The organism is Mycobacterium sp. 050128, assembly GCF_036409155.1.
Classification (GTDB): Bacteria; Actinomycetota; Actinomycetes; order Mycobacteriales; family Mycobacteriaceae; genus Mycobacterium.
Genome location: NZ_JAZGLW010000001.1, coordinates 302,271 through 328,660 on the forward strand (window position 1 = coordinate 302,271; position 26,390 = coordinate 328,660).

Genomic DNA, 26,390 nt, shown 5'->3' on the forward strand with positions numbered 1-26,390 from the left:
CCAGTGTTTGCCCTGGTCGAGCCTGATCCCGCGCTGCTGGATCCGGCGGTCGTCGTCCAACGGCTCCAAACGGATTCCGAAGTTGGCCTGACCGCGCGCGAGGCCGCTCACCGACTCGTCGCGGTGGGACCGAACGACATCGCGCGTGTCCCGCCGCTGGCGAGGTGGAAAAAGATCATCAGCCAGTTCCGCAGTCCGCTGATTTACCTGCTACTGGCCGCACTCCTTGCCTCCCTTGCGGTCTGGGCCGTCGAGGGGGCCGCCGAATGGCCGGTCGATGCGTTGGTGATCGGCGTCATTCTGGTGCTCAACGCCGCCCTGGGTTACGGACAGGAGGCCCACGCCGAGCACGCGGTCGATGCCTTGGCGCGGATGACGGCAACCACCGCGACCGTCGTTCGCGACGGGATCGAATGCAGGGTTGCCGCAAGCGAAGTGGTGCCCGGTGACGTGCTGCTGTTGACGGAGGGCGACGCCGTGGCCGCCGATGCCAGGCTGCTGTCGGCGGACGGGCTGGAGGTGCTGGAGAGCGCGTTGACCGGGGAAAGTGAGCCGGCCCGTAAAGATCCGCGGACCCTGGCCGAGCCGACGGCGCTGGGCGAAAAAGCCGGCATGGTGTTCAAGGGCACGGCGGTCGCCAAGGGTGCCGGGCGGGGGGTGGTGACCGCTACGGGGATGGCCACCCAGACGGGTCAGATTGCCGGCCTGGTGCGCGCCGTCGACGACAACGCGACGCCCTTGCAGCGTGAGATCGACCGCGCCAGCCGCGTTCTCGGGACCGCGGTGTTGGTGCTCGGCGTCGTGGTGATCGCGAGCATTTTTGTCGTCTTCGGCGTCCACAGCGCCCATGATGTGGTCACCGCGGTGCTGCTCGGCGTCTCGCTGGCGGTGGCCGCCGTGCCGGAGGGGCTGCCCGCCATCATGTCGGTCGTGCTTGCGCTGGGAACGCGGCGGATGGCCGACGAAAACGCCGTCGTCAAACAACTCTCGTCGGCGGAGACGCTGGGATCTGCCTCGGTGGTCTGCTCTGGCAAGACCGGCACCCTCACGACCGGGGAGATGACGGTCGTGCGCGTCCTCACCCCGATCGGGGAGGTGAGCGTCACGGGTGCGGGATACCGGCCGGAAGGCAGGTTCGAGCACGACGGGATCCCGCTTCGGGAAGGCGAGAACCTTTGGCGCCAAACCGCACTGGTGCTCGGCGACGACGCTGCGGGCGTAACTGCCTCGCTGCGAGAACAGGACGGTCAGTGGATTGCCGAGGGTGATCCCATCGAGGCGGCCTTCCTGGTTGCGCAGACGAAGCTCGGCACCCGGCCGGCGACACACCGCACCTCGACGGGCGTGATCAAGGGTGAGCCCGGTGCCGTGCTGGACCGCTGCACGCATTTGCGGATCGGCGAGCGACTGGTACCGCTCGACGACTCGACGAAGGCGACCATCCGTTGCGGTGCCGAGCGGCTCACCCGCGACGCGCTGCACGCGGTCGCGGTGGCCTATCCGGTAGCAGCTGACCAGCCCGGCCAGCCACTGGCGTATGTCGGGATGGTCGGCATTACCGATCCCCCTCGGCCGGGAGCCGCGACGGCCATCGCCGACGCCCACCGAGCCGGGGTCCGGGTCGTGATGATCACGGGCGACCAACCCCGAGCGGCGGCGCGAATCGCGCGCGAACTCGGAATCGAAGACAACGAGTCGGCGGTATCCGGCGCCGAGATCGCCGTCCAGGACGATGATCAGCTCCGGCAAACGGTGCGCCGGCACTCGCAATACACGCAGCTGGGTCCCGCCGACAAATTGCGCATCATCGGCGCCCTGCAGGCCGACCACGAGATCGTGGCCGTGACCGGCGAGGGGACCAACGATGCACCGGCCCTGAAATCGGCAGACATCGGGATCGCCATGGGCCGCACCGGCACTGAAGTCGCCAGAGAAGCGGCGAACATGATTCTCGCCGACGACAACTTCGCGACGATCGTGCGGGCCATCCGCGAGGGCCGCGGCATCTTCTCCAACATCAAGAAGTCCCTGCGCTACCTGTTGTCCTCCAACATGGGGGAAGTCCTGACCGTGTTTTTCGGGGTGGTGCTCGCCGGCGCGATCGGCCTGTCGCAGGCGCACACCGTGGCGCTACCGCTGCTGGCCACCCAGATTCTGTGGATCAACCTGCTCACCGACGGCGCTCCGGCCCTGGCCTTGGGCGCGGACCCGCAAACCGAGGACTTGATGAGCCGGCCGCCCCGGGCGGCGTCCGATCGGGTCATCGACGGGCGGATGTGGAACAACATCGTCGTGATCGGCGCGGCGGTCGCGGCCGCGACACTGCTGACGATCCACCTCTATGTCCCGGGCGGTCCAATGCCGTCGTCGGTGGACACGGCCCGCACCGCCGGCTTCACCGTGCTGGTGCTCAGCCAGCTGTTCAACACCCTCAATGCCCGCTCGGAGACGCAAACCGTGTTCCGTGGCCTGTTCGCCAACGGCTGGCTGTGGGCGGCGATTGCCTTCTCGGCCTTACTACAGGTGGCTGTGGTGCAGCTGCCGCTGCTGAATACGGCCTTCACCACCGAGCCGCTGTCCCCGGGCCAGTGGCTGGTGTGCGTAGCCATGTCCAGCACGGTGCTGTGGGTCAGCGAGATCCGCAAGGTCATCCTGCGTCGTCGTGACCGCCGCCGGAGCCGATCTCAATTGTCCGGCGGCTGACGAATATGCGGCGCGAGCCGGTGAATGGATCGTCGAACTCGATGCGCTGCGCCAGCAACCGCAGCGGAGTGCTGAAATCGTCGGCGGGCACGTCGATCACTTTGGGATACAACGGATCTCCGACGATCGGCAACCCCAGCGACGCCATCTGCACCCGCAGCTGATGGGTGCGCCCGGTGCGCGGCGTCAGCCGGTATAGGCCATCCGGCGAAAAGAGCTCCACCAACGTTTCCGCGTTGGGCTCGCCTGGCTCACAGATGGCTTGTAAGTGACTGCGGCGCTTGATAATTCGGCTTCTAACCAGACGCGGAAACGCCAGCTCCGGATCGACCGCAGCGCCGGCCAGGTAGGTCTTGCGCACCTCGCCGCGGGCGAACAGCATCTGGTAGGCACCGCGCACCTCGCGCCGAGTGGTGAACAACAGCACCCCTGCCGTCAGCCGGTCGAGCCGGTGAGCGGGGGTGAGCTCGGGCAGTCCCAGCTCCTTGCGCAGCCGCACCAGCGCGGTCTGCGCGACGTGGCTGCCGCGGGGCATGGTGGCCAGAAAGTGCGGCTTGTCGACGACCACGATGTCGTCGTCGCGATGGAGCACCGGGATGTCAAAAGGAACCGGCACCTCGTCCGGCAGATCGCGGTACAGGTAGACGCTGGCGCCGGCGGGCAACACGGTGGCCTCGTCGATCACCGCGCCGTCGGCGTCGACGACCTCACCGGCCAGGACCTTGGCCCGGGCCTGCTCGCCGAACCGCGTGGTCAGCTCGGCCAGCACCGCCCCGCCGTGCAGCCGTACCCGCGCGGGCCCCAATCCGTCGCGCACCGGAAGCGGGGCGGGCCTCACGTCAAAGGAACCGGCTCGAGAATCTCGGCGCGCGCTTCGGGCGCGCTGGCCCGCAGCTCGTCGGCCGACACGTCATCGGGCTGGGCCTGCGACAGGATCTCGGCCTCCACCCGCGCGGTGTAGTTCGCGACCTCACGATTGACGTCGGAGGCGCTCCACCCCAGCACGGGAGCCACCAGCTCGGCGACCTCGCGGGCGCAGTCGACGCCGCGGTGCGGGTATTCGATGGAGATCCGCATCCGGCGGGCCAGGATGTCCTCGAGATGCAGGGCCCCCTCGGCGGCGACGGCATACAGCGCTTCCACCTTGAGGTAGCCCGGCGCGTCCTTGATCGGGGTCAACAGTTCGGGACGATCGGCGGCCAGCGCCAGCACGTCGTCCATCAGCGAGCCGTAGCGGTCCAGCAGATGACGCACCCGGTACGGGTGCAGGCCGACGAGTTCGCCGACATGCTCCACCTGGTTGATCAGGGCGAAATAGCCGTCGGCACCCAGCAGGCTCACCTTCTCGGTGATCGACGGCGCCACCCGGGCCGGAACGAACTGCGATGCGGCATCGATCGCGTCGGCGGCCATCACCCGGTAGGTGGTGTACTTGCCGCCGGCGATGGCGACCAGGCCGGGCGCGGGCACCGCGACGGCGTGCTCGCGGGACAGCTTGGAGGTTTCCTCGCTCTCCCCGGCCAGCAGCGGCCGCAGTCCCGCGTACACCCCGTCGATGTCGGCATGCGACAGCGGCGTGGCCAGCACGGTGTTGACGGTGCCCAGGATGTAGTCGATATCGGCCTTGGTGGCCGCCGGGTGGGCCAGGTCGAGATTCCAGTCGGTGTCGGTGGTGCCGATGATCCAGTGGCTGCCCCACGGGATGATGAACATCACCGACTTCTCGGTGCGCAGGATGATTGCGGCATCGCTGACGATCCGGTCCCGCGGCACCACGACGTGCACGCCCTTGGACGCGCGCACCTGAAATCGCCCGCGCTGCTTGGACAGGGCCTGGATTTCGTCGGTCCACACCCCGGTCGCGTTGACCACGACATGCCCGCGCACCTCGGTCATCGAGCCGTCTTCGGAGTCGCGCACCCGCACCCCGATCACCCGGTCGCCCTCGCGCAACAACGCGACGGCCTGGGTGGAGCACCGCACGACCGCGCCGTAATGCGCGGCGGTGCGCGCGACCGTCATCGTGTGCCGGGCGTCGTCGACGACGGTGTCGTAGTAGCGGATCCCGCCGATCAACGAGCTGCGCTTGAGCCCCGGGCTCAGCCGCAGCGCGCCGGCACGGGTCAAATGCTTTTGCGCGGGAACGGATTTCGCACCGCCCAGGCTGTCGTAGAGGAAGATGCCCGCCGCGATGTAGGGACGCTCCCACCAGCGATGGGTCAGCGGGAACAGGAACGGCAACGGCTTGACCAGATGCGGCGCCAGCCGGGTCAGCGACAGCTCGCGCTCATGGAGCGCCTCGCGCACCAGGCCGAACTCCAGCTGTTCGAGGTAGCGCAGCCCGCCGTGGAACATCTTCGACGAGCGGCTCGAGGTCCCCGAGGCCACGTCGCGGGCCTCGACCAGCGCCACCTTGAGCCCGCGGGTGGCGGCGTCCAGCGCGCACCCGCAGCCCACCACCCCGCCGCCGATGACGACGACGTCGAACTGCTCGGTGCCGAGTCGCTCCCAGGCCTGGGCGCGTTGCGGCGGGCCCAACATGGACAACAGGTCACTCACGGGAACGGACTCCTGTCGGTTACTCGTCAGTAGCGGGTGCTCCACCAAGGCTAGTTCGTCGGGCGCTCACAGGCCTGTCGTCAGTCCAGATCGTCGTGTGCCATCAGCCGGCGGGCGGCCTCGGTGATCGACCCGGACAACGACGGGTAGACGGCCAGCGTCTGCGCCAGCTCGTTGACGGTGATGCGGTTCTGCACGGCCACGGCGATCGGCAGGATCAGCTCGGAGGCGATCGGCGCCACCACCACGCCGCCGATGACCACGCCGGTGGCCTGCCGGCAGAACAGCTTCACGAAGCCCTGCTGCAGGCCGGACATCTTGGCCCGCGCGTTGGTCCGCAGCGGCAGCATGATCGTGCGAGCCGGCACCGAGCCGTCGTCGATCATCGTTTGCGGCACGCCCACCGCCGCGATCTCGGGGCGGGTGAACACCGTCGAGGCCACCGTGCGCAACCGGATCGGGCTGACGCCCTCGCCCAGCGCGTGATACATCGCGATCCGGCCTTGCATGGCGGCCACCGAGGCCAGCAGCAGCAGGCCGGTGCAGTCGCCGGCGGCGTAGATGCCGGGCACGGACGTCCGCGACACCCGGTCCACCTTCAAATAGTCGCCGCGGCCCAGCTCGATGCCGACGCGCTCCAGACCGAGGCCGCTGGTATTGGGCACCGACCCGATCGTCATCAGCGCATGGCTGCCCTCGACGGTCCGGCCATCCGTCATGGTGACCAGGACCCCGGTCTCGGTGCGGACGACGGATTCCGCGCGGGCGTTCTTGATCAGGTCGACGCCGCGTTCGGCGAACGCCTCCTCGAGGACCAGCGCGGCGTCGGCGTCCTCGTAGGGCAGCACCCGGTCCCGGCTGGCCGCCACGGTCACCGGCACGCCGAGTTCGGTGTAGGCGTGCACGAACTCGGCGCCGGTGACGCCGGAGCCCACCACGATCAGGTGCTCGGGCAGCGCCTCCAGGTCGTAGAGCTGGCGCCAGGTCAGGATCCGTTCGCCGTCGGGTTGGGCCGACGGCAGCACCCGCGGGCTGGCGCCGGTGGCGATCAGGACGACGTCGGCGTCGTGCTCGGTGACGACGGGGCCGTCGGGCCCCTCAACGGAATGGGTTGCCTTGACGCGATGCCGGGCCAGGCCCAGGGTCGAGTCGCACAGTTCGCCGCGGCCGGCGACCAACCGCACGCCCTTACTGACCAGATCGGCGGTGATGTCGGCGGACTGCTCGGCGGCCAGCGCCTTGACCCGTTTGTGGATGCGCCGCAGCGAGATCTTGGCGTCGTCGATGTCGATGTCGAAGCCCAAGCGGGGCGCGCGGCGCAGTTCGGTGCGCAGCCAGGTCGACGCGATGAACGCCTTGGACGGCACGCAGTCGTCCAGCACGGCCGCCCCGCCGATCCCTTCGGAGTCGATGACGGTGACGTCGGTGGTATCGGGGTGCTCTGAATTCAAGGTGGCGGCCACCAGGGCGGCTTCGTAACCGGCCGGGCCTCCACCGAGGATCACGATGCGGGTCACCACAGCCCTAACCTATCCAAGGACCTTCGGAACCGCCGGATGAACACCGCGTGAGCGTCCGCCGTTTAAGCTTTCACCCGTGCCGCTCTACGCCGCCTACGGATCGAACATGCATCCCGAGCAGATGCAGCAGCGTGCACCCCATTCCCCGATGGCCGGAACGGGCTGGTTGCACGGGTGGCGGCTGACCTTCGGCGGCGAAGACATCGGCTGGGAAGGCGCGCTGGCCAGCGTCGTCGAGGACCCCGATTCCAAGGTGTTCGTGGTGCTGTACGACATGACGCCGGCCGACGAGATGAGCCTGGACCGGTGGGAGGGCTCCGAGTTCGGCATCCACAAAAAGATCAGATGCCGGGTCGAACGCACTTCGTCGGACACCGACACCGATCCCGTGCTGGCGTGGCTCTACGTGCTCGACGCCTGGGAGGGCGGGCTGCCGTCGGCACGGTACCTGGGCGTGATGGCCGATGCCGCCGAAATCGCCGGCGCGCCAATGGAATACGTGCACGATCTGCGCACCCGCCCGGCCCGCAACATCGGCCCCGGAACTTCCGCCTAGCGAACCCCCTAGGCGAAGCCCAGAATGCCCTTGAGAGAGCCGGCAGCGTCGTCCATCAACTCAAAGAACCGCTGCTGCTCGGCCTCGTCCGCCGCGGTCGCGGCCGCCTGAGCGTTCACCATCGCCTCGTTGACGCGCTGCGCAACCACTTGCGGGCCCAGCCGCAACAGCCCGTCCTGGATGTGCAGGTCGGTAAGCCGTTGGCGTCCGTCGACGGTGGCGGCGACGGTCTTGGCCTCATCTAGCCCCTGGAATGATCTGGTGTTGAGCTGGTGCAGCTGCTCGTCCATCGCGGACTGAATATGCTGCGCGTGCCGCAACACCTCGTCCAACTGCGCGTTCTCGGTGCTCATGGGTGTCCTTACGGTGCGGAAAGTTGGTAGCGGGTGGTGAACACTTCTGCCTGCGTCTCGGCTGCCCGTGTCGCCGAGGTCAAACCCAGGAAGCGCGCTCCCAGGAGTTCGGCCAGGGCGCCGTCGTCCTCTAGCCCTTGCGCCTGCATGCTGCCGAGCAACAAGGTGTGCAACACCGACGATGCCTTCTGACTGGCCACGTCCGCGATGACGAGGATCTCCGCCGCGAGCTCCGACTCGGTCATGCCCGCGGCGTCGGCCGCCAGGTCGATCCTCAGCGTCTTGCCGTCCATCAGCGCGGTCACCGACACGGTCTCGGGCGGGTTGGTCACCGTGGTCCGCTCCCAGGAGAACTCGTCCTCCTCGGCGACGGTGTCCGCGGTATCGCCGGTGTCCGCGGGCAGCGTGTCGGTGGCACGCGGCTCGATCCCGCTCACGGCGGGCTCGGCCGGCTCGTCGGCGGGCACGCCGTCAAAGGCCCACTCGTCGCTGGTCTGGTAGCCGGGCTCGTCGCCGAAGTCCAGCGCGGCGCTCCTGTCGTGACCTGACTCGTGGCCGGGCTCGTCGCCGAAATCCAGCGCTGCGAAACTGTCTTTCATAATCTCGTCGTCCCTTCTCATCAGCCGTGCAGCACTTGTTGACCGAGAGCGTTACCGGTTTCTTCGTCGGTGGCGGAATAATTGGCGGCCGCCTGACGCAAATTCGCCGCCAGCGCCTCGGACACCGATTTCATCGTGTCGCCCGTATATTTGCGGTCCCTGAGGAGCGCTTTCAGCGCTTGCGCTGTGTACCCACACAGGACCCCGTGGTCGTACCACAATTTGTCCGAGGTCCCCGCGACGTCCTGTGTCGCGTCCGCGATCTCTCCGGAGGCCCGGTCCTGCTGCTTCGCCAGGTCCTCGAGATAATTTGGTGTAACGCTTAAATCCGTCATCGCTTAATCTCCTTTTTCTAAACTCGCCCGACCGGGCTGGGCGCTGGTTGGATGCCATCGGCAGCGACGTCGACGGGCGCCCGCTCGGCCCCCTCGTCGCCCCCGGCCGCGCCGTGCTCCTTGGCGGGCACCGCCGGCTTGGCCGTCGACGTGACTTGACTAGCTACTCCGGCCCCTGTGGATGCCGGACTCGCCGCCTGGCTGACTCCGGCAACCGGGTACGACCCGCGGGAGGTGGTCGGGGCGCTCGCCGTCACACCACCGCCGATGTTTTCGACGCGAGCGGCCGAGGGAGTCGCCGCCGGAGTGGCAAACGAAGCAGCCGACGGGCTCGCCGCCGCAGCGGCCCACGGGGTCGCCGCCGGAGCGGCAAAGGAAGCGGCCGTGCTGAGTGTTTCGAACTGGTCCACGGTGGACTTCGTCGTCGGTCCTACCTCCGCCGCACTCTTGCTGGTTGAGGTCAGGTCGGCGAGCGAGGCCGCTGCCCCGGCGCCTTCTGAACGATATGTCTCCCGGAGTTCGTGCAACTTGCCGGCATTATCCGACGAATCATCGGCCGTGCCCTTGACGATGGAGATGCTGGCCAAAACGGCGCACATTACCGCAGTCACTTGCGTTTTCAACGAAAGTGCTGGATTCGTTTTATAGACCATCGAGCAGATGGGGATCATGCAGGTGAGGCCCGTCTGTTCCCACCCGAGATTCAGGACGGCCCTTTTGACCTCTTTAGTCTCCTTCGCCAAGATGTCGTAAACATCGGCATCAAGTCCGGACATCGTCGCGGCCCGGGTCTTTTGCAGGTCATTCTGCGTGTTGTAGTTGTCCGACCCATCGCCGGTCCATCCGCCCCAGTCCTCGGCGGTGGCGGCATCGAGCGATTGCCCGGCCGCCTCGAAGTCACCCTTCGCGGTCTTGAATTCCTTTCCGGTATCGGTGGCCTTCATGTAAAGCATCTGCAGGGACATGATGTAGAGGATCCCGTACCAGAGCACCTTCGTTTCTGCTTTGAAGGCCTCCTGGGTCTCCTTGTCACCTCGGTACCTTTTGGCCGCAAACGCGAGGAATCCGCCGGAGTTGACTAACCCCTGAGCACCTTTTTCGTAATCGCCTTGGGTGAAAGCTGGAACAGAACCGAGAAATGCAAAGGGACCTTTTGCCCAATCCGATATTTCAGGCATGAGCGCACACTCCTAATATCGCCGGTATCGCATATTGGTAGTTGATGATCCTAGCAGCGTAACGATCCATCATGGTGCGCGAATTTTGTTCTACACCAGCGGTTTTGGCCGCGCAGCGCACGCACTTCACTGTGCCGATGCGGCGGGCACGAATTCTGTTCATCCGTGATTCTCCTCGATGCTTGTCAGGTATTAATTAACGGCGAGATTCATATTTCGTCCGTGGTCAATTCAGCTGGCGGCGGGCATGGGGGCTTCCCCGCCGTCGGGAAGGTCGTTGCGCCGACGGTTTCCGATGACCGGTGCGGTCCATTGCCGGTCCTCGGTGTAGAGGGCTTCGTCCTCCTGCTGGACGCGTTTGCCCTTCTTCTCGTTCTGGTTTTGACCGCCGTGACCGCCCATCGGCATGCCACCGCCAGGGCCACCGCCGCCCATCGCACCGCGTCCGCCGGCGCCCATACCGAACAGACCCGCGGGAGGGGCCGCCCCGGTGGGCCGCGGCACCCCGTCGGGCTGAATCGGGGGCTGTAGCGGCATCGTCGGCATCCCGCCGCCGCTCACCGATGCCGGTTTGACTCCCGGCCCGGCCGACAACGGCGGGACTACCCCCGGGTACGCCGGAGGATCGGTCGGCGTCTCGTCGGTGGGGGTGTCGGCCGCGTTTGCCGCCGCCGCTCCGGCCCCACCGTGCCCGGCACCCGGGTCGGTCGGCAACGCGTCGGTGGGCTTGTTGCCGGACGGGTTGCCCGACGGCAGCCCACCGCCGCCGCCGGAGTCACCCGGCGCGCGAACGTAGGGCGGAGTCGCCGGATTTACCGGCGACAAAGGCATAGCCGACTTGTTCTGATATTCCTCCATCACCTCATCCGATTTTTCCTGCCATTTGATGTAATACTGCATATAGTCATTCCGGTATTCCGGGTACTTTTCATACATTGCTTCGAATTCGACGAGATAGCTGTACGTGATCAGCTTGTAGTCGTCCAAAATATGCTCCGACAGCGCCCAGCGCTGGGTCGATGCGAGAGCTTGGGCCTGGGCAATCATTGTCTGGCATAGGTCGGCCATTTGGTATACCCATTGCCGCTGCTGTTCCATTTCTTGCTCGAGCGCATAAGCCGCGTCGCCGTCATATGTGTCGAACGGGCGGAATCGGTCGACCGTTTCCAGCAGCGTTCTCTGGTAAGCGGTCCACGCCGCGGCAAAGTTGTCCAGCGAGGCGCCCCGGTCGGTCTGCTCGATCTCCCATGCTCGCTCTTTCAGGTCCTGGTATTCCGGGGGGAAGCTCTGCGCCGCCTGCGTGGTGGTGAGGACCACCTGGTCCAGGTCTTGGGCCGCGAAGTTGTACGACGCCGCCGACACGGACGTTTCGTTGTCCAGTGCGGTCGCGGCGTTCTCGTCGACCTCCTCGTAGGCCTTGGCCACTTGCCTGATGGTGTCGGCCAGTTTCGGCCATTCCCGTTCGATGCCCGTGCGCAGGAAGGTGCGCATGTTGTCGGCGGACAACCCGATCTGCTCGGTCGCCGAGATCGCCATTCGAAGTAGGCACGGTGCCTGGGCGTTTTCGGTGGGCAGCCCCGGCACTGGGGCCTCCACCTCGTCGGCGCGCTGCATCAATTCGTCGTAGTCGACCGTGAGCGTCGACGTCATGGGGACCAACTCCTCGGATCCGGAGCACTGTAGTCAGGTGTCTACAGTGCGGTTGATGGTAGTGTAGACACGTGACTACACCGAGTGCAAGCCCAGCAGGTGAGGTACCGACGGGACGTGATGAGGTCGTCGCCGCGATCCTCGAAAGCGCCGCGGACCTGTTCGCCGAACGCGGACCGGCGGCCGCATCCATCCGCGATATCGCGGCCCGGGCGCGGGTCAACCACGGCCTCGTGTTCCGGCACTTCGGCAATAAAGAACAGCTGGTGGGTGCGGTGCTCAACCATGAGGCCGCAGCGCTGAGCAAGCTGATCGATGCCGGCGCGGAGTTGCCGGAGATCGCTACCGCCGGCACCCGCCAGCTGCGCATCCTCAGCCAGGCGCTACTCGACGGCTATCCGGTGGCTCAGCTACAGACGAGCTTTCCGGCCGCCGATCGTCTGCTCGACGAGGTACGACCCCTACACGACAACGACGACGCGGCCCGGCTGGCCACCGCGCACGCCGTCGCCTTGCTGCTGGGCTGGCAGCTGTTCGAATCCTTCATCCGGTCGGCGTTCGGCCTGCAGGATTTGCCCGCCAACACGTTGCGCGACTCGATCTACGTGGAGATGGGACGGCTGACCGTCCCGCACTAATCCCCGGGGGAAAGGGCCGACTGCTCGATGATGTTGACCATCACTCGCAGTCCGACCCCGAGCGCGCGCTCGTCGAGATCGAAATTCGGCTGGTGCAGGTCCAGTTGCGGGCCCTCGCCCGGCCACACACCCAGTCGCGCCATCGCGCCGGGAATCTCCTCCAGATACCAGGAGAAGTCCTCGCCGCCGCCGGACTGCCGGGTGTCGGCCAGCGCGTCGGGGCCCACACCCTCGATCGCGTGGGTGAGGATGCGCGTCGAGACCTCCTCGTTGACCACCGGAGGCACGCCGCGCCGGTATTGCATCGTGTGTTCGATGTCCAGCGGCGCCAGCAGCGCATCCACGGCCTGCCGGATGATCTCCTCCAGCTCGAGCCAGGTGTGCCGGCTGGCGGTGCGCACGGTGCCGGACAGCTGGCCGCTCTGCGGAATGGCGTTGGCGGCCACCCCGGCGTTGACCGCGCCCCACACCAGGACGGTGCCGTTGCGGGGGTCGAGGCGCCGCGACAGGACGCCGGGGACCCCGGTGATCAGCGTGCCGAGGCCGTAAACCAGGTCGGCGGTCAGGTGTGGCCGTGAGGTGTGCCCGCCCGGCGAATACAGCGTGATGTGGATGTGGTCGGCGGCCGAGGTGATCGGGCCCTGGCGGACCGCGACCTTGCCGACCTCGAGGCGGGGATCGCAATGCAACGCGAAGATCCGCGACACCCCGGTCAGCGCTCCGGCAGCGATCGCGTCGATGGCGCCGCCGGGCATCAGTTCCTCGGCGGCCTGAAAGATCAACCGCACCCCGACCGGCAGTTCGGGCACCGACGCCAGCACCAGCGCGGTGCCCAGCAGGATCGCGGTGTGCGCGTCGTGCCCACAGGCGTGCGCGACGTTCGGCATCGTCGAGGCGTACGGCGCCCCGGTCCGCTCGGCCATCGGCAGTGCATCCATGTCGGCCCGCAGCGCGATCCTGGGCTCGTGTTCGGGCCCGAAATCACACGTCAGCCCGGTACCGCCGGGGAGCACCTTCGGGTTCAGACCCGCATCGGCCAACCGCTCGGCGACGAACTGCGTGGTGGCGTACTCCTGCCGGCCCAGCTCCGGATAGCGGTGGATGTGCCGGCGCCACTCGACCATGTCGTCGTAGTGCGCGGCCAGCCAGGATTCGGCGTCGTCGACCAGGCTCATGTGGCCGCCCGACGTTGGACCCCGGCCAGCACCCGGTCACGCTCGGCGCTGTCCTGGGCGAGGTGGACAATCGTGCGCGCCAGCATCACCGCGCCCTCGACCACGGCGCGGTCGGCGCTCGGGCCGGCGGCGGCCGCGGCGAATGCGCGCTGATGCACTGTCGCGCCACCGGCGTCGACACCGATCACCGGGTGGATGCCCGGCAGCACCTGCGTGACGTTGCCCATGTCGGTGCTGCCCATCGGCAGCGCCATCTCGAATTCGGGCGACACCGGCTCCCGTCCGAGTCGGCGCATCTCTTCCCGGCAAATCTCGGCCAGCCATCGGTCGGGCTTGAGCTCGGCGTAAGCCGGTGACGGCGTGCTGATTTCGTATTCGCAGCCGGTGGCCAGGGCGCCTGCGGCAAAGCACGCAAACATCCTGCCCTCCAGCTCTGTCAACGAGTCCAGTTCGACCGCCCGCATCGCGTACTGCAATGCAGCGTGGCCGGGGATGACGTTGACCGCCTGCCCGCCGATGGTGACGATCCCATGCACCAGCTGCCCGGGCGCCAGCTGCTGGCGCAGCACGCCGATCGCGACCTGCGCGACGGTGACGGCGTCGGCGGCGTTGACGCCCAGATGTGGGGCCACAGCGGCGTGCGATTCCTTGCCCCGGTAGTCGACGGTCACTTCGGACAAGGCCAGCGAACGGGCGGCGGCGATATCGGTCGGCCCGGGGTGCAGCATCACCGCCGCCGCGACGTCGTCGAAGGTGCCGGCCTCCAGCAGCAGCGCCTTGCCCCCGCCGGCCTCCTCTGCGGGAGTGCCGACCAGGGCCACGGTCAGGCCGAGTTCGTCGGCCACCTCGGCCAGCGCCAGTGCCGTTCCGACCGCCGAGGCCGCGATGATGTTGTGGCCGCAGGCATGTCCGATCTCGGGCAGGGCGTCGTACTCGGCGCAGACCCCGATAACCAACGGTCCGCTGCCGAAGTCGGCGCGGAAGGCGGTGTCCAAACCGCCGGGGGCGCCGGTGACCTCGAAACCCCGCTCCGCGACCAGGGCCTGCGTTTTGGCGCAGCTACGGTGCTCGGCGAAGGCCAGCTCGGGCTCGGCGTGGATTGCGTGCGATAGCTCGACAAGATCGACGCCACGACGCCGCACCGCGTTCTCGACGCTGTCCAATGCGGTGTTGGTGGGCATCATCGCAGTATCTCATCGAACGACGCCGCGGCTGACGGCCCCGACAGCGGCTACACCCGTCCGGCGATGAATCCCGCCGCCTGGCCGGGGTACGGCGGTGCCGAATAGTCATGGTGCGCGTCGCGGTCGCGACCGCCGACGACGCAGACCGGATCACCGGCGGCGCACAGGTCGATGGCACGGCCGGCGAATTCGCCCGCCGTCGACAGCGGGGTGTTGAACCGGTTGCCGGGATTGCCGAACACGGCGACCGCCCTGATCTTGTTGGCCAGGCCGGGGTCCAGCGCCGGGGCCGACCCGAACTCACCGACGGTGTTGCCCAGCGGCGGCACCCCCGCCAGCATCGAGACCGCGGCGGCGCCCTGCGAGAAGCCGCCCAGGATCAGGTGGGTGGCCGGGCACTGGTCGGCCATCGCCGCGATGTGATCACGGGCGTCGTTGGCGCCGTCACCGGTCTGCAGGAAGTTGTAGCTGGCCGGATAGTTCACCGCGTAGTTGTCGAAGCTGCGCCCGCCCAGGGAGCCCTGCAGCGCACCGAAGAGCGCATCGCCCACCACACCCAGGCCGGGTGGCTCGTTGGTACCCCGAGCGAAAATCAGCTGGACGTCCGGGCAGTCCGCCCTCGCCTTCGGTGCCGGACCACTGACGAGCGCGGCCAACGAGACCGCAACAGCAACAAGCGCGCCGACAACCGGCCACCTACCAAAACTCATGCGGGAGATCCTGACATATATAGCGAGGCTAAGCTCGCGGAGTGTGACCGACGTTGCATCCGAGAGTTCACAACTCGCGCGGCGCGCGGCTAATTCCATCCGCGAGCAAACCGGGGTTGACGAGCACGATGTCGCGATCGTTCTCGGTTCGGGGTGGTCGCCGGCGATCGCGAAGCTGGGCTCCCCCGACGTCGTGCTACCCCAGGCCGAGATTCCCGGCTTCGCGCCGCCGCGCGCGGCCGGCCATCCCGGCGAGCTGTTGTCGATGCGCGTCGGCGAGCACCGGGTACTGGTGCTGGCCGGGCGCGTGCACGCCTATGAGGGCCACGACCTGAGCCATGTCGTGCACCCCGTGCGGGCGGCCTGTGCGGCCGGCGCCGGCATCGTGGTGCTGACCAACGCGGCCGGCGGATTGCGCACCGACCTGCGGGTCGGCCAGCCGGTGCTGATCAGCGATCACCTGAACCTGACCGCGCGTTCGCCGTTGGTCGGCGCCCAGTTCGTGGATCTCACCGATGCCTACAGCCCGCGGCTGCGCGACCTCGCCCGCGACGCCGACCCCGAGCTGACCGAAGGCGTGTACGCCGGCCTGCCCGGGCCGCACTACGAGACGCCGGCCGAGATCCGGATGCTGCGGACCCTGGGCGCCGACCTGGTCGGCATGTCGACGGTGCACGAAACGATCGCGGCGCGCGCGGCCGGTGCCGAGGTGCTGGGCATCTCGCTGGTGACCAACCTGGCGGCCGGGATCACCGGTGCTCCGCTGAGCCACGCCGACGTGATGGCAGCCGGGGCGGCGTCGGCGGCCCGGATCGGCGCACTGCTGGCCTTGATCATCGAGCGGATTTAGCAGAATGGTCGTGTGATGCCGCAGGAGTGGATCGCACACGACCCCGACCCGACGACTGCCGCCGAGCTCGCGGCGTGCTCACCCGAGGAACTTCGCGCGCGATTCGCCCGCCCCCTGACGTTCGGCACCGCGGGATTGCGCGGCCCGGTACGCGGCGGCCCGGACGCCATGAACGTCGCGGTCGTCTCGCGCGCGACTTGGGCAGTGGCGCAGGTGCTTACGGATCGCGGCCTGGCCGGCTCGCAAGTGATCGTCGGGCGTGACGCCCGGCACGGTTCGGCGATCTTCGCCACAGTGACCGCGGAAGTCCTTGCCGCCGAGGGATTTTCGGTCCTACTACTACCGGGCGCGGTGCCCACGCCGGTGGTCGCCTACGCGGTACGCCACACCGGTGCCGCCGCCGGGATCCAGATCACGGCCTCACACAACCCGCCGGCCGACAACGGCTACAAGGTGTACTTCGACGGCGGCATCCAGATCATCTCCCCCACCGACACCGAGATCGAAACCGCAATGGCCACTTCGCCTCCCGCCGATCAGATCGCCCGCAAGCCGGTCGCGGCCGCCGACACCGAACTGGTTGCGCGCTACATCGAACGCGCTGCCGGGGTGCGGCGCGCCAGCGGCTCGGTGCGGGTGGCCCTGACCCCGCTGCACGGGGTCGGCGGCGCGGTGGCCGTCGAGACGCTGCACCGCGCCGGCTTCGAGCAGGTGCACACCGTCGGCGCCCAGTACGCACCGGACCCCGACTTCCCCACCGTCGCGTTCCCGAACCCCGAGGAGCCCGGCGCCGCCGACGCGCTGCTCACCCTGGCCGCCGAGATCGACGCCGACGTCGCGATCGCCCTGGACCCCGACGCCGACCGTTGCGCGGTGGGCATCCCCACCGCGGCGGGATGGCGGATGCTCTCCGGCGATGAAACCGGTTGGCTGCTAGGCGATTACATCCTCGCCCACGATCGATCGGACAACGCGGTGGTTGCCAGCACCATAGTGTCCTCCCGGATGCTCGCGCAGATCGCCGGCCACTACGGTGCGACCCACGTCGAAACCCTCACCGGCTTCAAATGGCTGGCGCGCGCCGATTCGACGGTGCCCGGCGGCAGCCTGGTCTACGCCTACGAAGAAGCGATCGGCCACTGCGTCGACCCGGCCGCGGTGCGCGACAAGGACGGCATCAGCGCCGCGGTGCTGGTGTGCGACATGGTGGCTTCGGCGAAACAGCAGGGCCGTTCGATCCCTGACGGGCTCGACGAGCTCGCCCGGGTATACGGCGTGCACGAAGTTGCGGCGGTCTCGCGCCGGGTCGCCGACAGCACCGAGGCCGTCGCACTCATGGCCCGGCTGCGCGCCGACCCGCCCACGCAACTGGCCGGGTTCGCGGCCACCCTCACCGACATCACCGACGCGCTGATCTTCACCGCCGGCGACGACGACACCTCGATCCGCGTGGTGGTGCGGCCTTCCGGGACTGAGCCAAAGCTCAAGTGCTACTTGGAGATTGGCTGCGCCGCTTCCGACGAGTTAACTTCTTCTCGGACTTACGCCGCCGCGCTGCGCGCTGAGTTGGTTGCTTCGGTGGAACGCTGGTGAAGATGCGGGGCCCGAACTGGCGGTCGCCGGCATCGCCGAGCCCGGGCACGATGTACGCCGACTTGTTGAGTCCCTTGTCGACCGCCGCGGTGAACACTCGCGCGTCCGGCGCGATTTCCTCAACCGCCGCAAGCCCTTCCGGCGCGGCCACCACACACAGCACGCTGATATCCGTTGCGCCACGGCGCTGTAGCAGTTCGATGGCATACGTCATCGACCCGCCGGTGGCCAGCATCGGGTCAAGCACGATGACGGGCCGGTGTTTGAGCTTTTCGGGCAGCGACTCCATGTACGGGAAGGGCAGATGGGTTTCCTCGTCGCGGGCCACCCCGACGAAGCCGACCTGGGCGTCCGGGATCAGGGCGTGCGCCTCGCTGACCATCCCGAGCCCGGCCCGCAACACCGGCACCAGCAACGGCGGCTTGGCCAATCGCTTTCCGAAGGTCTCAGCCAGGGGCGTGCGGATCCTGATCGGCGCGGTCGCCGCGTCCCGGGTGGCCTCGTAGACCAGCATCAGCGTCAGCTCACGCAGCGCGGCCCGAAAGCCCGCGGCATCGGTGCGTTCGTCGCGCAGCACCGTCAGCCGAGTGGCGGCCAACGGGTGGTCGATCACGCGCACTTCCATGCGCATGAGGGTATATAACGATCCGACCTCGGTTGGCTAAAGTGCAGTTCACCCGCATGCGCGCCTGCCGTCCGTCGCGCGTGTCGGCCCATATGCTCCCCGGGTGTTTCGCGAGATTCGAAGTCTTGGAAGGTTGGTCGCCGCGGTGGGGCTGACTTGGTTGGCGGCCACCCCGTTGGCTCCCCGCGTGAGCGCCGCGGCTGCGCTTCCCCGGCCCGCGCACGTCGTAATTGTGGTGGAAGAGAACCGTTCTGAAGGCCACATCATCGGCAGCCCGCAGAACCCGTTCATCAACGCACTGGCCTCCCACGGCGCCAACATGATGCAGTCGTTCGCCGAAACCCACCCCAGCGAACCGAACTATCTGGCGATGTTCGCCGGCAATACCTTTGGTCTGACCAAGGACTCGTGCCCGATCAACGCCGGCAACGCCCCCAACCTGGGTTCTGAATTGCTCGGTGCCGGTTACACATTCATCGGTTATTCGGAGGACCTGCCCGCGGTCGGCTCGCCGGTGTGCAGCGCGGGCAAGTACGCGCGCAAGCACGTGCCGTGGGCCAATTTCACCAACGTGCCGCCGACGAGTTCCGTGCCGTTCTCCGCTTTTCCGCAGGGGAACTACGCCGGCCTGCCGACGGTGTCGTTCGTCATTCCCAACAACGACGACAACATGCACGACGGCTCGATCGCACAGGGCGACGCCTGGCTGAATCGACAGATGTCCGGATACGCCAACTGGGCGGTCGCCAACAACAGCCTGCTGATCGTGACTTGGGACGAAGACGACGGATCCGGTTCGCCAGGCGGTCACAATCAGATCCCGACCATCATCTACGGCGCCCATGTACAGCCGGGCAGTTACCCCGAGCAGATGAGCCACTACAACCTGCTGTCCACCATCGAGCAGATGTACGGCTTGCCCAAGACGGGCAACGCGGCCAACGCCCCCGCGATCGCCAGCATTTGGGCGGGCTAGGCCGGCTGGTCCGGCACCGGACCCGGCGCCCCGGTCGGCCGTCGCTATTCTGTGCCGCATGGCTGCTGACCTCGTACCCATCCGCCTGAGCCTGTCCGTCGGTGACCGATACACCGTCTGGGCACCGCGCTGGCGCGACGCAGGCGACGAGTGGGAGGCGTTCCTGGGCAACGAAGACGACCTGTACGTCTTCGAGGCCGTTGCCGATCTCGTCGCGTTCGTACGTTCCGGCGCCGAGAACGACCTGACCGATCACCCGGCGTGGAATGACCTGACCACAGCCCACGCGCACGACTTCGAGCCCACCGACGCCAACCAGTTCGACCTGATCGCGGTCGAGGAGCTGGTGGCCGAGAAGCCGACCGAGCAATCGGTGACCGCGCTGGCCGGCGCACTGGCGATCGTGTCGTCGATCGGGTCGGTGTGCGAGCTGGCCGCGGTGTCGAAGTTCTTCAACGGCAACCCCAGCCTGGGCACGGTGTCCGGCGGCATCGAACACTTCACCGGCAAGGCGGGCGCCAAGCGCTGGAATTCGATCGCCGAGGTCATCGGGCGCAGCTGGGACGACGTGCTCAGCGCCATCGAGGGCATCATCAGTACTCCCGAGGTCGATGAGGCGGCGGTGAAGAAGGCCGCCGAAGAGTTAGACGAAGAGCGCGAAGAAGCCGAGGAAGAAGACGACGAGGAGGCCACCGAATCCGAGGAGGAGGACTCCGACGACGACGACGAGGACGACGCCGAGGAAGACGAAGAGGACGACGCCGAGGCCGACGAGGAAGACGACGCCGAGGAGGAGGACCGCGCGCCCGGCGACACTGTCGTCCTCGGCAGTGACGAGGACTTCTGGATGCAGGTCGGCATCGACCCGGTCCGCATCATTACGAGTTCGGGCACGTTCTACACGCTGCGCTGCTACCTCGACGACCGCCCGATCTTCCTGGGCCGCAACGGGCGCATCAGCGTGTTCACCTCCGAGCGGAGCCTGGCTCGCTACCTCGCCGACGAGCACGACCACGACCTGTCCGATCTGAGCACCTACGACGACATCCGCACCGCCGCGACGGACGGATCGCTGGCCGTGGAGGTCGCCGACGAGAACATCTACGTGCTCAGCGGGCTGGTCGACGACTTCGCCGACGGCCCCGACGCCGTCGATCGTGAGCAACTCGACCTGGCCGTCGAACTGCTCCGCGATATCGGCGACTACTCCGAGGAGAGCACCGTCGACAAGGCCCTGGAAACCGGCAAGCCACTGGGCAAGCTGGTGGCCTACGTGCTCGAGCCCGGCTCGGTGAGCAAGCCCGCGTCGCCGTATTCGGCGGCGGTGCGCGAATGGGAAGAACTGGAGAGGTTCGTCGATTCCCGGCTCAGGCGTGAATAGGGCGCTACTAGCGTTCGTTTGACGGGTGTCCGAGTCTCCTCTTTACTGGCGGCAGCGCCCGCCCGAGGTCCGCGGCGGCCCGACGGGGAGGTCAACTGAATGTCGCTTCCCGTGATCGGACCGCTGCCGCTCTACGGATTTCAGCGTCCGGTCCTGCTGCTGTTCGGGCTGATCCCGCTGGTCTTGCTGGCCGTGTATGTCGTCGTTCAGGCCCGGCGCCGCCGCCGCCTGCGCCGCTACACCGATGCGGAGGTACCGCAGTCGCTATGGCGGCATCTGCCGATAGCCGTATCGCTGCTCAGCCTGGCGCTGTTGACCATCGCGCTGGGCACCCCGACCCACGACATGAAGATCCCGCGCAACCGCGCCGTCGTGATGCTCGTGATCGACATGTCGCAATCCATGCGGGCGACCGACGTCGAGCCCGACCGGCTGCGGGCCGCCGAGCAAGCCGCCAGCAAGTTCGCCGCCGCGCTGACGCCGGGCATCAATCTCGGGCTGGTCGGCTTCGCGGGGACGCCGTACCTTTTGGTGCCGCCGACCCCGCAGCACCAGGCGACCATCGATGCCCTGCCGAAGCTGCAATTCGGCGACGGCACGGCGACCGGTGAAGCCCTCTACACCGCCCTGCACGCGATCGAGGCGAGCAACACGACCGGAGGGGACACTCCGCCGCCGGCCCGGATCGTGCTGCTGTCCGACGGCGGGGAGAACAGGCCGACCGATCCCAGTGATCCGCACGACGGTGTCTACACAGCGTCGCGTCTGGCCAAGGATCAGGGCGTGCCCATCTCGACGATCTCGTTCGGCACCAAGAGTGGCAGCATCAGCCTGGACGGGGTGCAGGTGAACGTCCCGGTGTCGACGGACCAGATGAAGAAGGTGGCGCAGCTGGCGGGCGGCCAGGCCTATACCGCGTCCAACCTCGACGAGCTCACCAAGGACTACGAAGCCATCCAGAAGGAGATCGGGTATCGCATCGTGCCCGGGCCCGGAGGATCCGGGTGGTTGCGCCTCGGGGTGCTCACCGCGTTGGTCGCCACGGTGTTGGCGCTGCTGATCAACCGCAGGCTGCCTACTTAGCGGCCCGCCCAGCTCGTCAGGCGGGCAGCCTGCGGTTGAGGAACAGCCCGGCCAGCACCGCGCCGGCCAGCAACACCGAACCGAGCAGCAACCAGGCCAGACTCGCATCGCCCTTGACGGTCTCGTAGCCGATCTGGCGCTGCAGCGTCCCGTAGACCTCCTTCAGGGACTGCAGGCTGTCGGCGTGGAACGCCTGGCCGTCGGTGATCTTGCAGATCTCCTGCAGCGTCTGGTCGTCGACCGGAACCGGAATCGTCGCGCCTTGGTAGACGACGGTGCCGTCGGGCGTACCGAACGAGATCGTCGAGATCTGTACGCCCTCGGACTTGGCCGCGCGCGCCGCGGTGAACGCTCCCTGCGGGGCGTTGGGATCCAGCGGCACGTTCTCGGCGCCGTCGGACTCCAACACGATGCGTGCCGGGGGCGGTCCGTCGCCGCCGCCCATCACCGCACCGACCGTAGCGATCGCCTGTAGCGCGGTGAAAATGCCTTCTCCGGTGGCGGTTTTCGGAGCCGGTTGCAGGCCGTCGATCGCGGCCTTGACGGCACCGCGGTTGGTCGTCGGCGACACCAGGAGGGTGGCGTTGGCCGCGAACGCCACCAGCCCGAGGTTGATCGCGGGAGTCAGCTCGTCGGCGAACTGCTTACCGGCCTCTTGCGCGGCGACCAGCCGGTTCGGAGACACATCGGTGGCGGCCATCGACTCCGAGACGTCGATGACCAACATCACCACCGCGCGGTTGAGCGGAATGCGGACATCGGTCGTCGGCCCGGCCATCGCCGTCGTCAGCAGTACCAGCGACACCGCGAGCAGGATCGTCGGGATGTGACGCCACCGGGACAGCCGCGCGGGCGCGACGCGCTCGAGCACTTCCATGTTGGCGAATCGCAGCACGCGTCGGCGTCGGGCGAATTGCTGGACGACGTAGAGCCCGATCACCAGCAGCACGGCCAGCAGGAGCAGGAAGAACCATCCGTGCTGAAAGCCCGTGAGCGACACCGGACCCAGCAGTGGCAACTTCATGCCACGACACACTATTCACCAAACGCCGGCGGTGCACGGCACCCCGGTCAGCCGGCGACGAGGTCCCGGCGCTCAGTGAATTTGATGTCGAGACTACGCAGGTGGGTCTGCAGCCCGGCGTCCTGAACGGGAATCAGGTGAGCGGGCTGACCGGTCTCGTTGAAGTGGGCGTGCCACATGCCCGGCGGAGTGGTGAACGCCCCACCGGCCTGCCAGTCCACCCGGATCGGGTCGACGATGTCGCCGCGCTCGTCGAGGCGGGTGCCCAGCAACGAGTAGCAGCCGCGGGGCGGCGCATCGAGAATGAGATCCAATGCGACCGATTGGTGCCGATGCGGGCGCTGCTCCTGGTTGGGCGGCAGCACGCCGAACATTGCCCACAGGACGTGGGTGATGGTCAGCGTCTGCTCCTGGTTCTCGTTGGCCAGCAGCACGCTCACCCGGCTCTTGTCGTTGGCGCCGGGACGCGACGCGATCTCGTCCAGCTTGGTCACCGCGTCCGTGCGGCAGAACTTGGTCGCGGCGAACCTCGGCTCGCGCGCCTCGGCGCCCAGGTAACGCAGCAGCGGCTCGTCGTGCACCCAATACATGGCCGCCTCCGAGTCGGCGTAGAACACCGAGCGCGAACCGGCGGGCAGGGTCAGGAAGTCACCCTTCTCCCACTTGACCAGCTGCCCGTTGACCGCGGCGAAGCCGTGCCCGAACAGCACGTAGTACAGCTGCGAGGTGGCGTTGGGATGGGTGTCGATCTGCTCACCGGCACGGATGCGCAGGAAGTTGGCCAGCAGTGCGGGACTCGTCGCCGCGCCGGTGATGCCCAAGTCGGAGGACAGATCCAGCGGCACGATGCCGGTCGGCTGGTCCATGTAGACCTCGGGTCCGAACTGGGTAATCGGAACCTGCGGCGCATACCCGGAGCCGATCGGATTGGCGGCCTTGGAGTACTCGAAGTAGCGCGCTTCATCGGCCCAGTCGGCGAAACGCCCCTCGAACCCGTACTCGGCCACGTTGGTCATCGGAGCGGGAATCGTCGGGTCCAAGTTCACGGACATCGCGCATCTCCTTAATGCTCGGTTTCATCTTGTGTTTAAATCGTATCTATCTTGTATCTCAGTGTCAATCGCGATGTCGGGTACAGTACTGACACCCTGAGATACGACTGAGCTACAAGGGGGCGCCCGTGGCAGCGACCGCCAAGGACCGCGCGCTGGAGTACGTCAAGACCCAGGTGCTCACCGGAGCGTTTCCCGGCGGCGAACTGATCAGCGAGGGTGACGTCGCGACCGCACTGGGCATGTCGCGGACCCCGGTGCGCGAGGCCTTCCTGCGCATGGAGGCCGAGGGCCTGCTGCGGCTGTATCCGCAACGCGGGGCGCTCGTCGTGCCCGTCTCCCCCGACGAGGTTCGCTCGGTGATCGAGGCCCGGTTGATGCTTGAGCAGCATGCCGCGCGGAAAGTGGTCGGCCGCGGGCCCGCCGTGTGTGCCGCGGTGTTCGAACGGTTGACCGCCGAGCTGCAACGGCAGCGCGAGACCGCGGCGGCGGGCGACTGGCGGCAATTCCTGGATTCCGACCGCGCCTTCCACGCCATCACTCTCGAAGAGTCGGGAAACGCGATTCTGTCCGGCTTCTACTCCTCGCTGCGCGACCGTCAGATGCGGATGATCGGCGAATCGGCGCTGCGCGAACAAGATCGGGTCGCGACGATCATGCGTGAGCATCTCGCGATCGCCGAGGCACTGCGCGACGGCGATCTGCCACGAGCTCAGCAGGCGGTGCGGACGCACCTGGCCAGCACCGTGCGCGCGATCGGTCTCGCCGTCGACTCGTCGTTGATCTGACTCCAGCGCGGGCCGACACGGTCTTACACACACGCCCAAAACCGCCCGAAGCCCAATCATGCGTGCTAGAAATCCCTACAAGGGGTCGACCTCTTCGGGCGGGGGTTTAACCAAAGCGCTTCGCCGATTTTACTGGTCCGTCCGAAAGGCAACGACGCCATGGACTTTGGATTGCTCATGCCGGAAATCAACTCCGCTCGCATGTATTCCGGACCCGGGTCGGGCCCGCTGCTCGCCGCCGCGGCGGCCTGGGACGAACTGGCCGCTCAGCTGGAATCGGCTGCCAGCGGTTACTTTTCGGAAGTCTCCGGTTTGACCGGGCAGACGTGGTTCGGTCCGTCGTCGATGCGGATGGCCGCCGCCGCCACACCCTATGTGGCCTGGCTGGAGGCGGCCGCCGCGCAGGCCGCCCAAACCTCGGCTCAGGCCTATGCGGCGGCAGCGGCCTACGAGGCGGCGTTCGCGATGACGGTGCCCCCGCCGGTGATCGCGGCCAACCGGGCCCAGCTGATGGCGCTGGTCGCGACCAACTTCTTCGGGCAGAACACCCCGGCGATCGCGGCTACCGAAGCCCAGTACGGGGAGATGTGGGTGCAAGACGCCACCGCGATGTACACCTACGCCGGCGACGCCGAGGTCGCGAGCACCCTGGCCCCGTATGACGAGGCCCCGCAGACCACCAACCCGAACGGGCAGGCCGATCAGGCCCGCACGATGGCCCAGAACGCGGGCAATCTCACCAGCGCGCGCACCCAATCCCTGGTGCAGCAGGTATCGACCAACACCACCGGGCCCGGTGGCATCGACTACACGCCCGTCGGCGACGCCGACCCCCCGATCCCGCCCGGAACCTCGGCCAACGTGCCGCCGCTGAGCATCATCTCCGTCGGGACCAACTCGCACCTGATCGTCGACGCCGGGTCGGTCACCATGGCACCCACCGGCGTCGCCGGCTTCGTCGAAGTCACTGCCCAGAGCGGTTCGGTCATCACCCTCAACCCGGGCAGCGTCTTTACCGCCGGCGGAATTGTCCCGCAGTGGGTGAACGTGGCGACCGGCGCCAATGTGAGCGGCGTCGTCACCGCTGACGCCGGAGGCCTCACGCTTACCCCCAAATTCGCCATCGGGGCCTTCGGCTTCATCAACTCGGGCTCCGTCACGCTCGGTCCGGGCACCGGCCTCATCACCGTGAACGACACCGCCGTCGGATTTGCCGGCCTGTCCGGCGCGACCCTCACCAATGCCGCGGGCTCCGTCTCCTACAGCGCCGTCCCGGCACCCGCGTTGGCCTCCGCACCCGGCCTGGCCGGAACCGCCGGAATTCAGCCCCAGCTCAATGCGGAGGGGCTCGCCGACTGGGCCCGCCGCCTCGTCGCCCCCGAGGAAGAACTTGCGGCGGCGGCCCTGGGGTAAATAGCGCCGGGTAAGCGGTAGCGTCGAACCATGAAGCGCTGCATCGTCGGCGGATTGGCCGTCGTGCTGATCACCGGAGGGCTGCTGACCGCGGCGCCGCCGGCCAGCGCCGGCTGCCAGTACGGCGGACTCGTTATCAGCAAATGCGACGGGCCCATTGCGCCCGACGGCACCTGGCAGCGGTGCGTGGTAACACACAATCTGGTGGCCAACGGCGCCAGCTCCTTCTTTGTGCCCGAGCGGACCTGCAACGTGATGGGCCCCGGCGGGCTGGACCCGCACATCGACGATTAGCCGCACCGCTAGCCGAACGCCGTCGTGTCGGAAGCCCAGGCCGCGGCGACACGCCTACTGGCGATCGGCGAGCGCGTCGACAAATGTAGTCGCTACCGGCGTCTTCTTAAGTCGGACCATGTCAGACCACAGCCGCGAGGTGTAGCGTGAG

The 26,390-nt window shown here is 67.6% G+C and carries 24 protein-coding genes and 1 pseudogene; 11 read left to right on the forward strand and 14 right to left on the reverse strand.

The features are described from left to right. The first annotated feature begins 3 nt into the window (after positions 1 to 3). Entirely contained in the window at positions 4 to 2,703 is a 2,700-nt protein-coding gene (locus tag SKC41_RS01480) for a cation-translocating P-type ATPase (RefSeq protein ID WP_330976000.1), read from the forward strand. On the opposite strand, the gene SKC41_RS01485 is transcribed toward SKC41_RS01480, so the two are convergent. From SKC41_RS01485 to SKC41_RS01495, 3 genes and pseudogenes are all read right to left on the reverse strand, one after another. Further along, complete coding sequence (locus SKC41_RS01485) at positions 2,648 to 3,541, reverse strand: pseudouridine synthase (RefSeq protein WP_330976001.1); 894 nt, start codon at positions 3,539 to 3,541, stop codon at positions 2,648 to 2,650. The two genes, SKC41_RS01480 and SKC41_RS01485, sit on opposite strands and share 56 nt — an antisense overlap. Continuing rightward, positions 3,538 to 5,244, reverse strand: coding sequence for a glycerol-3-phosphate dehydrogenase/oxidase (locus SKC41_RS01490; protein WP_330978717.1), 1,707 nt, complete (start codon positions 5,242 to 5,244; stop codon positions 3,538 to 3,540). Before SKC41_RS01490 ends, SKC41_RS01485 begins: the two co-directional genes overlap by 4 nt. Positions 5,245 to 5,328: 84 nt before the next feature. Beyond that, a pseudogene (locus SKC41_RS01495) lies at positions 5,329 to 6,782 on the reverse strand (NAD(P)H-quinone dehydrogenase). A 76-nt stretch (positions 6,783 to 6,858) separates the two neighbouring features. Here SKC41_RS01495 and SKC41_RS01500 point away from each other — a divergent pair. Beyond that, on the forward strand, positions 6,859 to 7,338 hold the full coding sequence (locus SKC41_RS01500) for a gamma-glutamylcyclotransferase (protein ID WP_330976002.1): 480 nt from the start codon (positions 6,859 to 6,861) through the stop codon (positions 7,336 to 7,338). Between the two features lie 8 nt (positions 7,339 to 7,346). On the opposite strand, the gene SKC41_RS01505 is transcribed toward SKC41_RS01500, so the two are convergent. The 5 genes from SKC41_RS01505 to SKC41_RS01525 all read right to left on the reverse strand — a co-directional run bounded on the left by SKC41_RS01505 (position 7,347) and on the right by SKC41_RS01525 (position 11,453). Further along, positions 7,347 to 7,691 carry a YbaB/EbfC family nucleoid-associated protein gene (locus SKC41_RS01505; protein ID WP_330976003.1) on the reverse strand — a complete coding sequence of 115 codons (345 nt, stop codon included), beginning with the start codon at positions 7,689 to 7,691 and terminating at the stop codon, positions 7,347 to 7,349. A gap of 8 nt (positions 7,692 to 7,699) precedes the next feature. Further along, positions 7,700 to 8,290 carry a secretion protein EspD gene (locus tag SKC41_RS01510; protein WP_330976004.1) on the reverse strand — a complete coding sequence of 197 codons (591 nt, stop codon included), beginning with the start codon at positions 8,288 to 8,290 and terminating at the stop codon, positions 7,700 to 7,702. Positions 8,291 to 8,310: 20 nt separating this feature from the next. Then, on the reverse strand, positions 8,311 to 8,625 hold the full coding sequence (locus SKC41_RS01515) for an ESX-1 secretion-associated protein (protein WP_330976005.1): 315 nt from the start codon (positions 8,623 to 8,625) through the stop codon (positions 8,311 to 8,313). 17 nt (positions 8,626 to 8,642) lie between these two features. Beyond that, positions 8,643 to 9,803 (reverse strand): EspA/EspE family type VII secretion system effector, encoded by a 1,161-nt coding sequence (locus SKC41_RS01520; RefSeq protein ID WP_330976006.1) that lies wholly within the window; start codon positions 9,801 to 9,803, stop codon positions 8,643 to 8,645. 231 nt (positions 9,804 to 10,034) lie between these two features. After that, a complete protein-coding gene (locus SKC41_RS01525; RefSeq protein WP_330976007.1) occupies positions 10,035 to 11,453 on the reverse strand; it encodes a PPE domain-containing protein in 1,419 nt (472 codons plus the stop codon). A gap of 71 nt (positions 11,454 to 11,524) precedes the next feature. On the opposite strand from SKC41_RS01525, the gene SKC41_RS01530 reads away from it, so the two are divergent. Continuing rightward, complete coding sequence (locus tag SKC41_RS01530; protein WP_330976008.1) at positions 11,525 to 12,091, forward strand: TetR/AcrR family transcriptional regulator; 567 nt, start codon at positions 11,525 to 11,527, stop codon at positions 12,089 to 12,091. Here SKC41_RS01530 and SKC41_RS01535 read toward each other — a convergent pair. The 3 genes from SKC41_RS01535 to SKC41_RS01545 are packed head-to-tail and all read right to left on the reverse strand — an operon-like array spanning position 12,088 to position 15,160. Continuing rightward, entirely contained in the window at positions 12,088 to 13,266 is a 1,179-nt protein-coding gene (locus tag SKC41_RS01535; protein WP_330976009.1) for an amidohydrolase, read from the reverse strand. The two genes, SKC41_RS01530 and SKC41_RS01535, sit on opposite strands and share 4 nt — an antisense overlap. Beyond that, positions 13,263 to 14,447 carry a M20 family metallopeptidase gene (locus tag SKC41_RS01540; RefSeq protein WP_330976010.1) on the reverse strand — a complete coding sequence of 395 codons (1,185 nt, stop codon included), beginning with the start codon at positions 14,445 to 14,447 and terminating at the stop codon, positions 13,263 to 13,265. Before SKC41_RS01540 ends, SKC41_RS01535 begins: the two co-directional genes overlap by 4 nt. Positions 14,448 to 14,497: 50 nt before the next feature. Next, a complete protein-coding gene (locus SKC41_RS01545) occupies positions 14,498 to 15,160 on the reverse strand; it encodes a cutinase family protein (protein WP_330976011.1) in 663 nt (220 codons plus the stop codon). 43 nt (positions 15,161 to 15,203) lie between these two features. On the opposite strand from SKC41_RS01545, the gene SKC41_RS01550 reads away from it, so the two are divergent. Further along, entirely contained in the window at positions 15,204 to 16,010 is an 807-nt protein-coding gene (locus SKC41_RS01550; RefSeq protein ID WP_330976012.1) for a purine-nucleoside phosphorylase, read from the forward strand. Between the two features lie 12 nt (positions 16,011 to 16,022). Next, complete coding sequence (locus SKC41_RS01555; RefSeq protein ID WP_330976013.1) at positions 16,023 to 17,603, forward strand: phospho-sugar mutase; 1,581 nt, start codon at positions 16,023 to 16,025, stop codon at positions 17,601 to 17,603. Here SKC41_RS01555 and upp read toward each other — a convergent pair. After that, positions 17,494 to 18,228, reverse strand: coding sequence for a uracil phosphoribosyltransferase (gene upp, locus SKC41_RS01560; protein ID WP_330976014.1), 735 nt, complete (start codon positions 18,226 to 18,228; stop codon positions 17,494 to 17,496). The two genes, SKC41_RS01555 and upp, sit on opposite strands and share 110 nt — an antisense overlap. A gap of 145 nt (positions 18,229 to 18,373) precedes the next feature. Here upp and SKC41_RS01565 point away from each other — a divergent pair, with 145 nt between their 5' ends. The 3 genes from SKC41_RS01565 (at position 18,374) to SKC41_RS01575 (ending at position 21,668) form a co-directional block, all read left to right on the forward strand. Then, positions 18,374 to 19,204: an alkaline phosphatase family protein gene (locus SKC41_RS01565; RefSeq protein ID WP_442931515.1), complete on the forward strand. Its 831-nt coding sequence runs from the start codon at positions 18,374 to 18,376 to the stop codon at positions 19,202 to 19,204. 58 nt (positions 19,205 to 19,262) lie between these two features. Further along, complete coding sequence (satS, locus tag SKC41_RS01570; RefSeq protein WP_330976015.1) at positions 19,263 to 20,585, forward strand: protein export chaperone SatS; 1,323 nt, start codon at positions 19,263 to 19,265, stop codon at positions 20,583 to 20,585. A 99-nt stretch (positions 20,586 to 20,684) separates the two neighbouring features. Continuing rightward, positions 20,685 to 21,668: a VWA domain-containing protein gene (locus SKC41_RS01575; RefSeq protein WP_330976016.1), complete on the forward strand. Its 984-nt coding sequence runs from the start codon at positions 20,685 to 20,687 to the stop codon at positions 21,666 to 21,668. Positions 21,669 to 21,684: 16 nt separating this feature from the next. On the opposite strand, the gene SKC41_RS01580 is transcribed toward SKC41_RS01575, so the two are convergent. Both SKC41_RS01580 and SKC41_RS01585 read right to left on the reverse strand, forming a co-directional pair. Further along, positions 21,685 to 22,692 carry a VWA domain-containing protein gene (locus SKC41_RS01580; protein ID WP_330976017.1) on the reverse strand — a complete coding sequence of 336 codons (1,008 nt, stop codon included), beginning with the start codon at positions 22,690 to 22,692 and terminating at the stop codon, positions 21,685 to 21,687. 47 nt (positions 22,693 to 22,739) lie between these two features. After that, a complete protein-coding gene (locus SKC41_RS01585; protein ID WP_330976018.1) occupies positions 22,740 to 23,744 on the reverse strand; it encodes a cupin in 1,005 nt (334 codons plus the stop codon). A 128-nt stretch (positions 23,745 to 23,872) separates the two neighbouring features. Between SKC41_RS01585 and SKC41_RS01590 the strand changes: the two genes are divergently transcribed. From SKC41_RS01590 to SKC41_RS01600, 3 genes are all read left to right on the forward strand, one after another. Further along, the gene (locus SKC41_RS01590; protein WP_330976019.1) at positions 23,873 to 24,532 is read left to right on the forward strand and encodes a GntR family transcriptional regulator; all 660 of its coding nucleotides are present in this window, start codon (positions 23,873 to 23,875) and stop codon (positions 24,530 to 24,532) included. Positions 24,533 to 24,691: 159 nt separating this feature from the next. After that, the gene (locus SKC41_RS01595) at positions 24,692 to 25,945 is read left to right on the forward strand and encodes a PPE family protein (RefSeq protein WP_330976020.1); all 1,254 of its coding nucleotides are present in this window, start codon (positions 24,692 to 24,694) and stop codon (positions 25,943 to 25,945) included. Positions 25,946 to 25,975: 30 nt separating this feature from the next. Next, entirely contained in the window at positions 25,976 to 26,239 is a 264-nt protein-coding gene (locus SKC41_RS01600; RefSeq protein ID WP_330976021.1) for a CDGP domain-containing protein, read from the forward strand. The last annotated feature ends 151 nt before the right edge of the window (positions 26,240 to 26,390 follow it).